Origin of the sequence: Corynebacterium sp. Marseille-Q4381 (assembly GCF_036881695.1) — a bacterium.
In the GTDB taxonomy this organism is placed as follows: domain Bacteria; phylum Actinomycetota; class Actinomycetes; order Mycobacteriales; family Mycobacteriaceae; genus Corynebacterium.
On record NZ_JBAJNR010000001.1, the window covers coordinates 44,157 to 58,730 of the forward strand.

Consider the following 14,574-nt stretch of genomic DNA (forward strand, 5'->3'; position numbering starts at 1 on the left):
CTACTTCCGCAGTTCCCGCACTGCGACGCGGGTGAACTCGGTAGCCGCTGCTAGCCTATCTCTGACGGCATGGACGGCGCGGGACGGCAGCTGCGGCACCTTTGAGTGGGCAAGCTCGTGCTTGCCCACTTTCGCTATTTCTGCAGCCGCGTTCGCGGCGTTGCCGGCCGCGCCCTTCAGCTTACCGCCCGCCTTTGGCAGGCCAGAGTGGCGGTACTCGTAGCTGGCGGTCGAAGCGATCTGCTTCGTGAGGTCGGTGGCGGTGGCGACGCGTTCAGACGCGCCCCACTTCGTCACCTCGGCCAGAGAGGTGACGGCGAAGCTCGGGTCGAGCTTGGACTCGCCGAGCTTGCGGTCCTCGAAGGTGATCGGCACCTCGCGCACATCGAAGCCGTCGCCAATCACCCGGTGCGCCACCTCAACCTGGAAGATGTAGCCCTTCTCGGACAGCGTGTCCAGGTCGATCTGCTCCAGCACTTCGCGGCGGAACGCGCGGTAGCCGGCGGTCATGTCACCGACTTCGTCGCCGAGCGCTAGAGCGACGTAGCGGTTGCCCAGCTTGGACAAAAGGTACCGGCTCTTCGGCCAGTTCTTCACCTCGCCGCCGTCGACGTAGCGGGATCCGATGGCGAGGTCGGCGCCGTTTGACAGGGCGTCGATAAGCCTTGAAAGCTCCTCCGGCGCATGCGAACCGTCGGCGTCCATCTGGCAAATCACCTGGTAGTCGCGCTCAAGCGCCCAGCGGAACCCCGCGCGGTAGGCGGCCATGAGACCTTCTTTACCGCGGCGGTGCAGGACGTTGACCTCGTCGTGCTCGGCGGCGAGCTCGTCGGCCTTGTCACCTGTGCCGTCGGGCGAGTTGTCGTCGACGACCAGCACGTCGACGTCGTCGTTGGCGGCGAGGACGCGGCCGATAATCAGCGGCAGGTTCTCCACCTCGTTGTAGGTGGGTATGATCACCAACGTCGAGTTCGACACGGTGGTGCTCCTTTATCGTTGTTCAAGCTGTGTACCCGAAGCAGCATACTCGCGCCTCGTGGTGGTCAGCGCGGTGACCGCTACGGCGAGGCCCGCGATAACAAGCAGCCACTCCACCGCGGAGCCGATGTGCACGGCCGGGGTAACGCGGTCGCGCAGGGGTAGCTCCTCCACCAGAAACGCGGGCGTAAAAATCTCCGAGTGCTGGGAGACCGTGCCGTCCGGATGCACGATGGCGGAGACGCCCGAGGTCGCGGCGACGATCACGGCGCGGTCCAGCTCAATGGCCCGCAGGCGGCTCATCGCCAGCTGCTGGTACGTCATGTCTGTAAACCCGAAGGTGGCGTTATTCGTCGGTGTCGTCAGAATCTGCGCGCCGTTTCGCACCGCGATGCGGTACGCGGGGTCTTCCGCCACCTCGTAACAAGTGGCGATGCCGACGTTGACGCCGCCCATCGAGACGACGCCCGGGCCGTCGCCCGGCTTGAAATCGCCGGCCAGGTCCACGAGGTCGGAGAAGTTGCGGAAGAAGTCGCGCATGGGCATGTACTCGCCGAACGGCTGGAGGAACCGCTTGTGGTGGTAGTCCCCCGCCCCGGTATCGGGGTCGAAGACGACCATTGTGTTGCGCGCGCCCACCTCGTCGCGGGTGAGCGTGCCGACGAGCACCGGCGCGTCCACCGCGTCGACCGCCTCAGCCACGAGCGCTGCGGCCTCCGCGTCAGCGAACGGGTTCACGTCGGACGAGTTCTCGGGCCATATGACGAGGTCGAGGGGGTTGTTGCGGGTGGCGTCGGCAAGCATCTGCGTCTCGTGCACGTGGTTTGCCAGCACCGCCCTGCGCTGCGCGTTGAAGTCCAGCCCCATGCGCGGCACGTTGCCTTGAACGGCGGCGGCGCGCACGGTGCCGCTATTCTGTCCGCTTTCAACATCGTGGACACCGAGCCCTGCCAACAACCCGAGCGCGAGCGGACCGATCGCGCACGCGGCGGCGGTTGCCCGTGCCCGGCCGTTGCGCTGGACCGCTCCGATGAAACCGGCCCCCGCCAGCGCCGCCGCGAACGTGACCAGCGCAGGCCCGCCCCACGACGCGAGCGCGGCGAGCGGCCCGTTGATCTGGCCCCAGGCGAGGCGCACCCAGGCGAACCCGCCGAAGGGAAACGACGAGCGCAGGAACTCAACCGCGACGTACACCAGCGCGAACGCCGCGAAGCCGTAGCGCCAACGAGCGACCAGTACGCCGAAGACGCCGGTCAGGATGCCGTAGAGCGCGAGGAAGATAGACAGCGCGATGTACGGCATCGCGCCGACGAACTCGCCGACCCACGGCAGCAGAAAGAGATAGCAGAACAGCGTGTGCGTAAACCCCAGCAGCGCGCCGTACCCAGCCGAGGGGCGGCTGGTGCGCCACGGCGCCAGCGCCAAATAGAACAGCGCGATGCCGGCGATGCCGAGGAGGAAGTACCCGTGCGGCTCGTACGAGAGGTAGACCAGCCACCCGGCGATCGCCGCGAAGCCGAAGCGTAGGAACGCGTCCACTTACGCCCCGCTTCCGGGGCGCCTGCCCGCCTCAGGCCCGTCCTCGCCGGGGCTGTCCATGCGGTACATCTCCTCGAGTTCCTCGGCGTCGATCACCTCGTGCGACTGAGCAGGCTGCGTGAACGAGCCGTAACTGGTGGTGCGCTTCGCCAGCGGGGAGGCGTTGAAGACCTGCATGCTGAAGTCGTCGATTTTGCGCTGCGCGCGTGTGGTGATGCCGCGGCGAATCAACCCGCGCGTGGGCGGAAACACCGTCAACAGGCCCAAGACAGTGGAGACGAACCCCGGCACCACGCACAGGCACCAGCCCACCAGAAGCAGCGCCGAGTCGCCGGCGAGCTGGCCTATCGACGTGCGGCCCTGCGCGGCGGAAGACAGCGCGGAGCGCATGGAGAGGCTGGTCGCGACGCCGCCGAGCAGCATGCACAAAAAGATGGCGAGGAACGCCCACCCCAGGCCGATCCATTTGGCCACGCCGATGAAGGCGAGGACCTCAACAAAGAAATAAGCGAAGAAGATCAGCGGCATGCGGCATAGATTACCTTGGCGCGTGACGCCACAGCCGACGCGGCACCCGCCGCATGACGAAGGCAAGCAGGGCCAGCGACCGCGGGATCCAGACGGTGGAGCTTTTGTTGCTTGTCGACGCAGCCACCACCGCATCCGCCACCACATCAGGAGTCACCGACAACGGCGCAGGCTTCATCCCCTCAGTCATCGACCCGATGACGAACCCGGGGCGCGCCGTGATCAGGTTGAGCGGGGTGCCGTGGAGGCGGTCCGCTAGCCCCTGGCAGAACGCGTCGAGGCCTGCCTTCGTCGAGCCGTAGACGTAGTTCGCCCGGCGCGCCCGCCACCCGGCGATGGAGGAGAACGTGAAGATCTCGCCGCGCTCCAATTCGTCCGCCAGCACGGTGAGCATGGACGCCTGGGCTGTGTAGTCGACCGTGGCGATGCGCACCACCTCGCGCTCGTCCCGCTCTGCGAGCTCCTGGTCCCCCAGGATGCCGAACGCGACGATGGCTGTGGTCAGGTCTGGAACGGATCGCACGAGCTGCCGGTGTGATGAGAAGTCAGTCGCCTCAAAGGTCACGCGCTGTACGCGGCGGGCGCCGGCGTCGGCAAGCTTGTGCTCCACTTCATCGAGCCGGGAGATATCGCGCGCGGCGAGTACGACGTCGCGGCCCGGGCACAGCCGAAGCGCTACCTCGCCGCCAATGTCGCTGGTCGCCCCGAGCAGCAGAATTGTCCCCTGGCTCACCGCAGGCTCCTGGTCACGTTGTTGAGGCGCCGCGCTCCACCGGCCTCGAGCACCACGATGTCTTCGATGCGCACACCGAACTTGCCGGGCAGATACACCCCGGGCTCGATTGAGAAGGCCATGCCTTCCCGCAGCACGGTGTCGTTGCCCGCGATGATAAACGGCTGTTCGTGGACCGCAAGCCCAATCCCGTGGCCGAGGCGGTGGGTGAACCGCTGGCCGTAACCCGCCGCGTCGAGGCACTCCCGCGCGACCGCGTCGAGCTCGCCTGCGGTCATCCCGGGCCGCGCGGCGCCCACCGCGGCCTCCTGCGCGTCGAGCACAGCGCGGAAGGCATCAGCGAACTCCTCGCCCGCGCCAGCGCCGCCGACCACGTACGTCCGCGTGCAGTCCGAGTGGTACCCGGATGAAAGCGTGCCGCCGATATCGACTACCACCGGGTCGCCCACCCGAAGTGTGCGCTGCGAGAACTCGTGGTGCGGGTTCGCCCCGTTCGCACCGGAGCCGACGATGACGAAGTCGACGCTATGGTGCTCAGCTGCGATCAGTTCCGTGAGGTCCTCCGCCACCTGCGCCTCAGTCCGGTCGGGCAGAAGCAGCTCCGGCACTTGCCCGTGGACGCGGTCGATCGCCGCGCCGGCTCGTGCCAGCTCGCTGATTTCACCCTCGTCTTTCACCGCGAAGTCCGCCGCCGCAAGCTGGGCGTCGCCCACCTTCGCCTGCAGCTCAAACACGTGGTCCGCTGTCAGCGACGCGGTCAGACGAGCTGGCCCAGGGGGCAGGTGCTTTGCGACGATCCCGTACACATCCTCACCATCTCCCCACCCAACCACGTCAACGCCCACCAGCGACGCCTCGTTCGAGACCGTCTCCACATCAGTCAGCGGGGCGAGGAGGGTTAGCGCGTCCTTCGTCACCACCAGGGCGGTGAGGCGCTCATGCGAGCTGCCGTGAAACCCCGTCAGGTACGCCAGCTCGGCACCCGCGCCGACCACGTAGCCCCCGCCCCCGCTCACCTGCTGCTGCAGCGCCGCGCGGCGCGCGGCGTAGACCTCGTCACTGAAAAACGGCATAGCGACATCGTAGGTCGATACCATTGGCGAAGTGCACTTCTCCCCGGCCCACCTTGTCCGCATCACCGCCCCCGGCGGCTACTGCAGCGGAACTCTCATCGGGCCGGAGACAGTGCTCACGTGCGGCCACTTCCTCGCGTCCGCGGACGCGGCGGCTGTGCGTTGCGCTGTGTCCGGTGTTACGCGCCGCGCCCGCGCCGTCGAGTTCTACTCCCACACCGACATCGCGGTGGTGCACCTGGACTCCCCCGTGGAGACGGCGCAGCCGTTTCCCCGGTTTGGTACCCCGCCGAAACCGTTCACACCCACAGTGACCTTCGGCTTTGGCGGCCGCGCCCGCCAACCCGCAGCCCGCGTCGGCAGGTTCATTACTACGCTGCCGTTCGCGGTCTCGCGCAGCGGCACCACCGTCGTGCGCCCGGCAGGACTCATCGCGAACGCCCCGCGCGCGATCAAGGGCGATTCGGGCGGCCCTGTGATCGCAGACGGCCGGGTCGTTGCCGTGCAGTCCCTCATTCTGGACCCGTTCGGCCGCAACCTCGGGCTGGCCACGGTGTCGCTTCTCAGCTAGTTGCCAATCGCCACCACACCGCGGCGGATCGCTTCGACGGCGCGGCTCGCGTTGCGCCGGATCTCGTCCGAGTACCCGGTGTTGTGGATCTGCTCCAGTAGATCGATCACCTGGCGGCACCAGCGGACGAAGTCGCCGGGGGTCAGTTCCGCGCCCGATTCGGCCGCCGCGGCGAGCGCGTACCCGAGCGGCGCCCCGGCCGTCCACTGGTGGATGGACAGTGCGAAGCCGGCATCCGGCAGCCTCGTCGGCGGCAGGTGGTGGCGCTGCTCGTCGGAGACCAGCTCGCCGTAGATGCGCTGCGTTTCGTTCATCGCCTCGGCCATCCGCTCCGTCGCGGCCTCTGGAGAGCCATGAGTGGACTTGCGATTCTCGAACACCACCATCGATGCGACCCCGGCCAGCTCGGCCGGGTCGAGATCGTCCCAGATGCCGCGCTTGAGGCACTGCGCCACCAACAGGTCCGAGACGTTGTGGATGCGGGCGAGGCGCTCGCCCTCGTCGGTGACCTGCGCCTCGCCGTCGACAACCTCGACGTAGTCCATCTCAGTCAGCAGCCCAATGATGCGCTCGAAGTGGCGGCCGAGCGTGTCGGTGCTGGAATCCACCCGGTCCTTCACGCGGATAAGCTTGCGCTCCTCGCGCACCAGCTCCTCACCGACGCGCGCCAGCATCTCGCGCTTTGCTGCCGGCCACTCGTGCGCCGGGTGGTGCCGGATCGCCTCCCGCAGCGCGAGGACCTGCTTGTTCGGGCGGGTCCGGGCTTGCTCCCGCATCTTCCGGGGCGCTGTGAAGTTGCCGCGGTGCAGCATGTCCACAACCTTTCGCGTGTGCTTCCTCGGTTGCTCCTGCATGTGCCGCGGCACCTTGATCCGGCCCACCGGGATCGGCGGGTTGCGGAAGGTGTCCACACCTATGCGCCCCGACCAGCCGCGCTCGGTAGTGACCCACGGCCTTGGGTCGTCGGGGCGACCCGCCGGCTGAACAACCGCGGCGAGTTCCGGCATCTTGTTGCCCGGAATGGCGATGACTTCGCCCACCTGCAGGCGAGCCAGAATCTTCCGCGTTTCCACCTCGCGGTCACTCAGCGAGGCCCGGCGCGCTTCCTTCTCCGCGTCCGTCAGGTCGCGCCGCAGCTGCAGGTACTCGACCAACAGTTCGGCAGGGTCGTCGCCCTCGCCCACGGGCAGCGCGTACGTCGCCACGTCGCGCTCGAGCTGCTCGCGCAGCTTGTCCACCTTGGCCTCGCGGCGCTCGATGTCGCGGACTTCACCAACCACGGAGCGGTCCGTTTGGAACTGGGCGAAGGACTGCTCGATGAGTCTGATGGAGTCCTCGTAGCCGTTCATGCCGAGCATGTTGATCGCCATGTTGTAGCCGGGCGTGAACGGGGAGATCAGCGGGTAGGTGCGGGTCGACGCCAGCCCCGCGACCTCGCGCGGATCCATCGCGGGTGCCCACTGCACCACCGCGTTGCCGATGTGGTCGATGCCGCGACGCCCAGCGCGGCCCGTCAGCTGCGTGTACTGGCCTGGTGTGAGGTCGACGTGCGCCTCGCCGTTGAACTTCACCATTTTCTCCAGCACAACAGTTCGCGCCGGCATGTTGATACCCAGCGCCAAGGTCTCGGTAGCGAAGACGACCTTGACCAGCCCGCGGACGAAAAGCTGCTCGACGATGTGCTTGAAAGCGGGAAGCATGCCGGCGTGGTGGGCGGCGAAACCGCGCACCCACGCGGTGCGCAGCTGGCGGTAGTTCAGAACTTGGAGGTCTTCTTCGGGAATGTCTTTCACGCCGTCGTCGATAATCGCCTTGATCTGCTCCTGCTCTTCGGGTGTGGTGAGCTCCTTGCGCGAGCGCAGGCACTGGAACAGGGCGCCGTCGCAGCCGGCGCGGGAGAAGATGAAAATGATTGCCGGCAGCATGTCGCGGCCTTGCAGGGCTTGGACTACTTCCGGCCTGCCGACGGGGCGGACCCGGTCTTGTCCCCGCTCCCTGCCGCTGCGGCGACCGGCCGCGCGGGACCGGAACCCCCGTCCCTGCTCGTAGTCTTCTCGGCCCTCGTCGTGCGATCCCTGCTCGATGCGGGCGATGGCGTGGACGAGGTCGTCGTTCACGGTGTCTTCCCCGGGTTCAAAAAGCGGGAAGATCTTGCGGCCGACCATCATGTACTGGCTCAGCGGCACTGGGCGGTGCTCTGAGACGATGATGGCGGTGTCGCCCCGGACGGCGGCGAGCCACTCGCCGAACTCCTCCGAGTTCGACACGGTTGCGGACAAGCCAATCAGGTTTACCGAGTCGTCCAAGTTGAGAATGATCTCTTCCCACACCGCGCCGCGGTCGATGTCGGCGAGGTAGTGGATCTCGTCCATCACCACGTGCGAAAGCCGGTCGAGCTGCGGCGACTTCGCGTAGATCATGTTGCGCAGGACCTCGGTCGTCATCACCACCACGTCGGCGGAGCCGTTGATGGACACGTCGCCGGTGAGCAGCCCCACTGCGTCGCTGCCGTGCTCGGCGACGAGGTCGTGGTACTTCTGGTTGCTTAAGGCTTTAATCGGCGTTGTGTAGAAGCACTTGGTGCCCCGCGACAGCGCAAGGGCGACGGCGAATTCGCCGACAATTGTTTTGCCCGATCCCGTGGGTGCGCAGACCAGCACCCCGCGGTCCGCTTCGACCTCGGTGCACGCCTCGATCTGGAACGGGTCGAGCGGGAACGGTTTCTGCGCCTGGAATTCCGCGAAAAAGGACATACCCCCTAGAGTACGTCTTCGAAAATATCCTTCGCTGGGGCGATGGGGGCTGGCCGCTCGATCGGCTCGGGGCGGATCGCTTCAGAGGCGCCCGTGCTGCCGCTGGCCGGAGCAATCGGGGCGGTTGAGATCGGCCCGGACGCGGTCTCGTCGTCAAGGTCCATCCACTCAGGGCGCGTCGACTCCTTGCGCCTGTCGTTGAACCGGCAGAACTGGAACGCCAGCTCGACCAGGACAACCATGGACGTGCCGAGCGCGACCATGGAGAAGGGGTCCTGGCCCGGGGTCATGAACGCCGCGAAGATGAACAGGCCCACGATGATCACGCGCCGCTTGTCCTTGACGTGCTCGTAGCGCAGCACGCTTGCGAGGTTCAGCATGACCACGATCAGCGGCAGCTCGAAGCTCACGCCGAAGACAACAGTGAGGCCGAGCAGGAAATTGTAGTAGCTCTGGCCGGTCAAGCCGCCGACCTGCACCTCGCCGCCCATGGTCATGAGCACGTAAAGGCCCTGGTCGAGGACGAAGTAGGCGAGCAACGCGCCCGCAATGAACAACAACACCGCTAACGTGACGAAGGTGAAGGTGTAGCGGCGCTCGTTCTTGTGCAGACCCGGCGTGATGAAGTTCCAAATTTGCAGCAGCCACACCGGCGACGCAAGAACGAGACCAGCCAACGCGCCCACCTTCAGGCGCAGCATGAACATTTCAAACGGGCTGGTGGCCAGAAGGCGGCAGGAACCGTCGTGGGTGAAGTCCGCGCGCAGTTCCTGCGGGAGGTTGCAGTACGGTCGGCGGATGATCTCCCCTAGCGGCATCGTCCCCGGGATGGCGTTTTGATACCAGATGAACCCAATCACCGTGCCGACGACGATCGCGGCGAGGGAGACGATGACGCGGCGCCGGAGCTCCTGCAGGTGCTCAACAAGCGTCATCTCCCCTTCGGGATTGGCCTTGCGCTTGCGTGCCACGTTTTAGAGCTGGCGGGGCTGCGTTTCGGGACGGTCCCAGAAATCATCAGGTTGCGCAGGTTGTGCGGTCTGGGTCGCGCTGCGGGCTTCCTGGCTCGGCGGCAGCTCACCCTGGCGTGCCGGGGCTGGGTCCTCCATGTCCTCGCGGCGCATTTCCTTGACTTCGGACTTGAAAATGCGCGCGGAGCGGCCCATGGACCGAGCAAGATCCGGCAGCTTGTTCGCACCGAAAAGCAGCAGGATAATCAGCAGGATAATGAGGATTTCACTGGGTCCGAGGTTCGGCATGGACGTTATCCTAACACGCTCCGCGCGGCCTCAGCCCGCGCCTCGACCTCGCGCGCAAGGCTTGCGGGGCTGACCAACTGCACGCGGTCAGCCTCGCTCAGGCAGAAGCGGACCAACCAGTCGTCGCTGCCGTAGCGCATGGTCGCCGGCAGCCACCCCTCCCGCTCCTCGGAGCCGAGCTCGATGTCCTTGTAGTCGGCGATCCACGCCGCGTCTGAGCGCACCTTCAGTTCCGCCAGTTTGCGCGTGGCCAGGCTAAAGGGGTCGTCCGGATCGAACGTTGGGCTCGCGCCCTCCGGCGTCTGCGCCGGCAGATCGCTCAGCTCCACTTCGCGGATCCGGTCAAACCGGAACACCCGCAGCTGATCACCGTGCCACGCGCGCAGGTAGGTGTGCCCGTCCCGGTGGAAAATGTCGATCGGGCTGACGGTGCGGGTGGTCGTCGCGTCGGAAGACTGCGAGTAGTAGGTCAGCGTGAGCTGCTGCCCTCCGCCGAGGGCTTGCCGGATCACGTCGGCGGGTGAATCGGACGGGGTTTGCTGCGCGTCGTCGATACCAGCTCCCCTGGCCACCGCGCGGATTTTCGCCGCTGCCGACGCCACGGCAGCGCTGTCCACAAGCCCGGGCATGGTTTCCAAAGACTCGAGCAAAAGCAGCAACGCGCTCGCCTCCGTGGGAGTCAAGCGCAGCGGCTTGTCTAACCCCTGGCTGTCGATAATCCGCACACTGGCCCAGTCGTGCTGCAAGTCGATCATCTGACCGCCGTGTTTGCCCACGCCGGACAGGTGCAGCATGTTGAGATCGTCGCGGATTGTCACCGGGTCGGAGCCCAAGTCGCGCGCCATCTCCATGACGGTGGAGTCGGGGTGCTTCTGCACGTACGCCAGCAGGTTGAGCAGGCGCACCGTGCGCTCTTGCCGCTCGTGCTTCGCCGACACCATTACTCCTGCCCTCCCACGCGGCTCAGCAGCGCCACGACGTCGCGGCGAACCTCCTCGGGTTCCACGGCAGTCACGTTCGGCGCCTGCGCCGCAATCGTTCGCACTAGCCAGTCGCGGTCCACGCCGCTCAGCTGAATCGTGTCGCCGTCCCGCTTACCCCGGCTCGCGAGTGCATCGCCGGTGCCGGGGGTTAGGGTGACGGTGGCGTCGACAAGCTTGGAGCTCAGTTGCTTTTCGACGATCCCCTGCAAGTCCCCCGAGGCCTCCCGAAAACCGTCCGCGCCCTGCACTCCGGCGACGTTCGAAATTTTGCGCACGCGGAACACCCGCTCCTGGCCCCTGTCGAGGTCCCATCCGACGAGGTAGGCGCGGTTGTTCAACGGCACGATCCCCCAAGGGTCCACCGTGCGCCGCTGGACCTGCGCTCCCGGCGCGGGCAGGAAATCGAACTTGAGGCGCAGCTTGTTGCGCACGCCCGCCACGAGTTTGCGCAGCGTCTCGGGGTCGAGGCGGGTGATGTCGTTGGACACTGACGCCAACACCGGTGCGTCGAACGCCCGCGTTGCGCCGGAGGCGGCGAGCTTCGTCCATCCGGATCGCGCGAACGCGCCGAGGTTCGCCCCCTGCGCAAGGTCCGCGGCAAGACCGACGACGGTCGCCTCCGCCTCGGTGAGCTCCACGGGCTGAAGCTCGTATTGGTCTTTGTTGAGCCACAGTTCGCCGTCTTCAAGCTGGATCGGCACCCACATGGAGCGAAGCTCCTTGACATCGCGCTTCAGCATGATCTGGAAGGCGCTAGCGGAGTTGCCGTCGTAGCCGTCCACGTTGGCGCGCACCCACTCTGTGGAGCGGGGGCGGTCGGAGCCGAGCAGCGCGAACACCAAGTTCACGTGGCGGCGGACGGCGTCGCGTTCACTCACCGCCGGTGACCTCTGCGATAAGGGCGTCCACGCGCTCGTCCTGGGTGGCGAACGGATCGAGCAGTTCCACGCTTGTGGGCTGCGGGCGGTTGATCTTCAGGTGCACCCAGTCGACGTTATAATCCGCGCCCGCTTCCCGCACGGCGTGGAGGAATTTTCCTCGCAAAGCTGCACGCGTGGTCGCGGGTGCCTGCGCCACGGCCTGCTCGATGGTTTCGTCCGTGGTCCACCGCGTGGCGAGGCCTTTGCGCTCCAGTAAGTAGAACAGCCCGCGGTCGCGGTTGATGTCGTGGTACGTCAGGTCGATCTGGGCGAGCTTCGGGTGGTCCCAGTCCGCGCCGAGCTTGTCCTTGTAGCGGGTCAGCAGCTTGCGCTTGATTACCCAGTCGATCTCGGTGTCCACGCGGGAGAAGTCCTGGGAGGCGATCGCGTCGAGGGTGCGCTCCCACAGATCCACCACCTTGGCCATGTCCGCGTTCGGTGTCCCCTCGTCCGGGCGGTTCTCCAACCAGCGCTTCGCGGCGCTGAGGGTTTGCCGTTGGACGTCGAGTGCGGTGGTGAGGCGGCCGTCTTTAAGCGCAAGCTCCGTGGCGCCCGTCGGATCCGCGGCGATATCCCGGATGTGGCTGATCGGGTTTTCCAGCTCGAAGTCCGGCAGGTCGAAGCCCGCCTCGAGCATCTCGATGACCAGCAGCGTCGAGCCGATCTTCAGCGCGAAGGTGGGCTCGGACATGTTCGAGTCGCCGACAATGACGTGCATGCGGCGGAACCGGTGTGAATCGCCGTGCGGCTCGTCGCGGGTGTTGATGATCGGGCGCGTGCGCGTGGTGGCCGAAGACACGCCCTCCCACACCTGGTCGGCACGCTGCGAGATAACGAAGCGGCCTTTCTGGATCATGCCGGCGCCGCAGATGAGCTGGCGGGTGATCAGGAACGGTAGGAGCTGCTTGCCGAAGGATTTCAGCGCCAGGTCGCGGCTGATCAGGTAGTTCTCGTGCGCGCCGTACGAGTTGCCGGCGGAGTCGACGTTGTTCTTGAACAGGTAGACGTCGGCGCCGATCCGGTCGGCGGCCAGCGACTCGACCGCCTTTGCCGCGAGCTCGCTGAAGATTGCCTCGCCCGCCTTGTCGTAGTTGAGCAGCTGGGTGACCGAGTCGCACTCGGCGGTGGCGAATTCGGGGTGCGAGCCCACGTCCAAATACAGCCTGGAGCCGTTCGCCGTGAAGATGTTGGAGCTGCGGTGCTTCGCCACCACCGGGCGGAACAGGTAGCGCGAGACCTCCTCCGGCGTCAACACCGCCTTGCCGTCGCGGTAGGCGGCGACCCCGAACTCGGTCTCCACCCCCATGATGCGGCGGGGGTACATCTACTGCCCGCCCTTTTGCACGAACGAGCGGACGAACTCCTCGGCGTTGGTGTCCAGCAGCGCGTCGATCTCGTCGAGGAGATCGTCCGTGCCCTGGGTGTTGATCTGCGCCTGCGATTGTTCGAGGTCTTGCTCCTCGCCGTCGTCGCCGCCCGGGTAGCCGAAGATCTGCTGCTGATTAGCCATGCTGTAACCCTAACGCGTCAATGAGCTCGTGCACCCCATGAGCTGCGTCGAGCGCGTCGCCGACGGTTTCCTTGGTAAAGGAGTCGATCGTATCCATCGGCACCCGCACCAACTCGTCGCCCACCCGGAAGATGATCGACTGCCAGCTGGCCGCAGCGATGTCCTCGCCGAACTTTGAGGTCACACGCCCGCGGAAGTACGCCCGCGAGTCTTTCGGCGGGGTCACCGCCGCGTGCTCGATCTCCGCGGTACTCACCATCGTTTTCATCCGCCCCTTGCGCACCAGCGCGTGGTACAGCGACTTCTCGGGATCGATGTCGGAGTACTGAATGTCGATCAGCTGCAGCTTCGGGTCCGCGATATCCACGCCGCGATCTACATACTGCTTGATCAGCGCCCATTTCGCCGTCCAATCCAGGCGGTCGGCCGTTGAAAGCGGGTCGCGTTCCAGGTCGTCGAGGATCTCGCCCCAGAGCTGGAGCACTTGCTTATCGACGCCCCCCAGCTCCCCCAACGCCCCACAACGATCCCGATACTCCCGCAGGATGGCGGTGGCGGAGAGGAGGCGGGCGTCGGCAAGCAGGAGCTCATGGGTGAGCGACGGATCGTGCGAGACCTTTTTGATCTCCGCGACCGGATTCTTCAGCGCAAGGTCCGAGAAATCCACCCCGGCCTCGATCGCGTCGATCACCAGCTTGGTCATGCCGACTTTGAGGAAGTTCGCGTACTGGCTCATGTTGGCGTCGCCCACAATGACGTGGAGGCGGCGGAACCGCTCCGCATCCGCGTGCGGCTCGTCGCGGGTGTTGACGATGCCGCGGTTCAGCGTTGTCTCCAGGGAGATCTCCTGCTCGAAGAAATCCGCGCGCTGCGAGATCTGGAACCCCGCCCGCTCGTTCGCCTGCCCGATGCCCACCCGGCCCGCGCCGATGATGACCTGGCGCGTGACAAAGAACGGCATCAGCGCCTGTGTCAGGCGCTGGAAGTCGGTGTCGCGGGAGTAGAGGTAGTTCTCGTGGCTGCCGTAGGACTGGCCCTTGCCGTCGACGTTGTTTTTGTAGAACTTCAACGGCGGGCACGGCTCGTGCTTGTTCAGCACGCTAACCTGCTGTTCCCAGAGCTGGCGGACCGCGGCGGCCGCCTTGTTCAAGTAGATGTCCCCCGCTGCGTCCTGCACCATCGCGTCGAACGCGTTCGAGGTCTCCGGCGCCGAGTACTCCGGGTGGCCGTGGTCGACGTAGAACCGCGCCCCGTTCTCGGTCACCACGTTTGCAACGCCCATCGCGTTCGGGTCCACCACCGGCACCGTGCGGTAGCGCTGGAGGTCGAACCCGCGCGTGTCTTTGAGTGGAGCCTCCTCCTCGTAGTCCCACCGCGACCGCGCCGCCGTGTGCAGCGCCGCGTACGCCACCACCGCGTGCGTGGAGGTGAGCAGCGGGCTCAGCGTCGGGTCGTCGGGACAAGTGATGCCGTACTCGGTCTCGGTGCCCATAAAACGTGCCATGGGTCACCAGCCTAGTGGGGGGCGGAAATTATGCGAGGCATAATACCGTCTACTTGAGGTTGAGGGCGTATCGAACGTGTGGGCGGTGCTGTTGGGGGTCTGGTATCCGCAAAACCCCAGGGGATTATGCCTGGCATAATACCCTTTACTTTAGGTTGAAGGTTGCTTTCTCTTCATGCGAACGCGTGTTCTAATTCGTGGCTTCGTGTGTTAGGTGCGTTTT

14 protein-coding genes are annotated in these 14,574 nt (G+C 66.0%); 1 reads left to right on the plus strand and 13 read right to left on the minus strand.

Annotated elements, in window-relative coordinates:
- Genes V6D40_RS00235 through V6D40_RS00255 form a run of 5 tightly spaced genes read right to left on the minus strand, consistent with a single transcriptional unit; the run spans window position 1 to window position 4,851 of the window.
- A complete protein-coding gene (locus tag V6D40_RS00235; protein WP_334265025.1) occupies window positions 1–978 on the minus strand; it encodes a polyprenol monophosphomannose synthase in 978 nt (325 codons plus the stop codon).
- 12 nt (window positions 979–990) lie between these two features.
- Entirely contained in the window at window positions 991–2,517 is a 1,527-nt protein-coding gene (lnt, locus tag V6D40_RS00240; RefSeq protein WP_334265026.1) for an apolipoprotein N-acyltransferase, read from the minus strand.
- Window positions 2,518–3,045, minus strand: coding sequence for an FxsA family protein (locus tag V6D40_RS00245; RefSeq protein WP_334265027.1), 528 nt, complete (start codon window positions 3,043–3,045; stop codon window positions 2,518–2,520). It lies immediately after the preceding gene.
- Between the two features lie 10 nt (window positions 3,046–3,055).
- The gene (locus tag V6D40_RS00250; RefSeq protein WP_334265028.1) at window positions 3,056–3,778 is read right to left on the minus strand and encodes an SDR family oxidoreductase; all 723 of its coding nucleotides are present in this window, start codon (window positions 3,776–3,778) and stop codon (window positions 3,056–3,058) included.
- Window positions 3,775–4,851 (minus strand): M24 family metallopeptidase, encoded by a 1,077-nt coding sequence (locus V6D40_RS00255; RefSeq protein WP_334265029.1) that lies wholly within the window; start codon window positions 4,849–4,851, stop codon window positions 3,775–3,777. Before V6D40_RS00255 ends, V6D40_RS00250 begins: the two co-directional genes overlap by 4 nt.
- A 31-nt stretch (window positions 4,852–4,882) precedes the next feature.
- Between V6D40_RS00255 and V6D40_RS00260 the strand changes: the two genes are divergently transcribed.
- Entirely contained in the window at window positions 4,883–5,422 is a 540-nt protein-coding gene (locus tag V6D40_RS00260; RefSeq protein WP_334265030.1) for a serine protease, read from the plus strand.
- Here V6D40_RS00260 and V6D40_RS00265 read toward each other — a convergent pair.
- The 8 genes from V6D40_RS00265 to dop are packed head-to-tail and all read right to left on the minus strand — an operon-like array spanning window position 5,419 to window position 14,351.
- The gene (locus V6D40_RS00265) at window positions 5,419–8,175 is read right to left on the minus strand and encodes a DEAD/DEAH box helicase (protein ID WP_334265031.1); all 2,757 of its coding nucleotides are present in this window, start codon (window positions 8,173–8,175) and stop codon (window positions 5,419–5,421) included. The two genes, V6D40_RS00260 and V6D40_RS00265, sit on opposite strands and share 4 nt — an antisense overlap.
- Window positions 8,176–8,180: 5 nt before the next feature.
- Complete coding sequence (gene tatC / locus V6D40_RS00270; protein WP_334265032.1) at window positions 8,181–9,110, minus strand: twin-arginine translocase subunit TatC; 930 nt, start codon at window positions 9,108–9,110, stop codon at window positions 8,181–8,183.
- A 39-nt stretch (window positions 9,111–9,149) separates the two neighbouring features.
- Window positions 9,150–9,434, minus strand: a complete 285-nt coding sequence (tatA, locus tag V6D40_RS00275) for a Sec-independent protein translocase subunit TatA (RefSeq protein WP_334265033.1) — start codon at window positions 9,432–9,434, stop codon at window positions 9,150–9,152.
- A 5-nt stretch (window positions 9,435–9,439) separates the two neighbouring features.
- A complete protein-coding gene (locus V6D40_RS00280; RefSeq protein WP_442891867.1) occupies window positions 9,440–10,372 on the minus strand; it encodes a helix-turn-helix transcriptional regulator in 933 nt (310 codons plus the stop codon).
- Window positions 10,373–10,374: 2 nt separating this feature from the next.
- On the minus strand, window positions 10,375–11,295 hold the full coding sequence (locus V6D40_RS00285) for a helix-turn-helix transcriptional regulator (protein WP_334265035.1): 921 nt from the start codon (window positions 11,293–11,295) through the stop codon (window positions 10,375–10,377).
- Window positions 11,288–12,661, minus strand: coding sequence for a Pup--protein ligase (pafA, locus tag V6D40_RS00290; RefSeq protein WP_334265036.1), 1,374 nt, complete (start codon window positions 12,659–12,661; stop codon window positions 11,288–11,290). Before pafA ends, V6D40_RS00285 begins: the two co-directional genes overlap by 8 nt.
- Window positions 12,662–12,847, minus strand: a complete 186-nt coding sequence (locus tag V6D40_RS00295) for a ubiquitin-like protein Pup (protein ID WP_334265037.1) — start codon at window positions 12,845–12,847, stop codon at window positions 12,662–12,664.
- Entirely contained in the window at window positions 12,840–14,351 is a 1,512-nt protein-coding gene (dop, locus tag V6D40_RS00300) for a depupylase/deamidase Dop (protein ID WP_334265038.1), read from the minus strand. Before dop ends, V6D40_RS00295 begins: the two co-directional genes overlap by 8 nt.
- Window positions 14,352–14,574 lie beyond the last annotated feature (223 nt).

Coding starts and splice junctions, on each gene's coding strand:
- V6D40_RS00245 (WP_334265027.1), bottom strand. CDS start 3,045: ATGCCGCTGATCTTCTTCGCTTATTTCTTTGTTGAGGTCCTCGCCTTC.
- V6D40_RS00255 (WP_334265029.1), bottom strand. CDS start 4,851: ATGCCGTTTTTCAGTGACGAGGTCTACGCCGCGCGCCGCGCGGCGCTG.
- V6D40_RS00265 (WP_334265031.1), bottom strand. CDS start 8,175: ATGTCCTTTTTCGCGGAATTCCAGGCGCAGAAACCGTTCCCGCTCGAC.
- tatC (WP_334265032.1), bottom strand. CDS start 9,110: ATGACGCTTGTTGAGCACCTGCAGGAGCTCCGGCGCCGCGTCATCGTC.
- tatA (WP_334265033.1), bottom strand. CDS start 9,434: ATGCCGAACCTCGGACCCAGTGAAATCCTCATTATCCTGCTGATTATC.
- pafA (WP_334265036.1), bottom strand. CDS start 12,661: ATGTACCCCCGCCGCATCATGGGGGTGGAGACCGAGTTCGGGGTCGCC.
- V6D40_RS00295 (WP_334265037.1), bottom strand. CDS start 12,847: ATGGCTAATCAGCAGCAGATCTTCGGCTACCCGGGCGGCGACGACGGC.
- dop (WP_334265038.1), bottom strand. CDS start 14,351: ATGGCACGTTTTATGGGCACCGAGACCGAGTACGGCATCACTTGTCCC.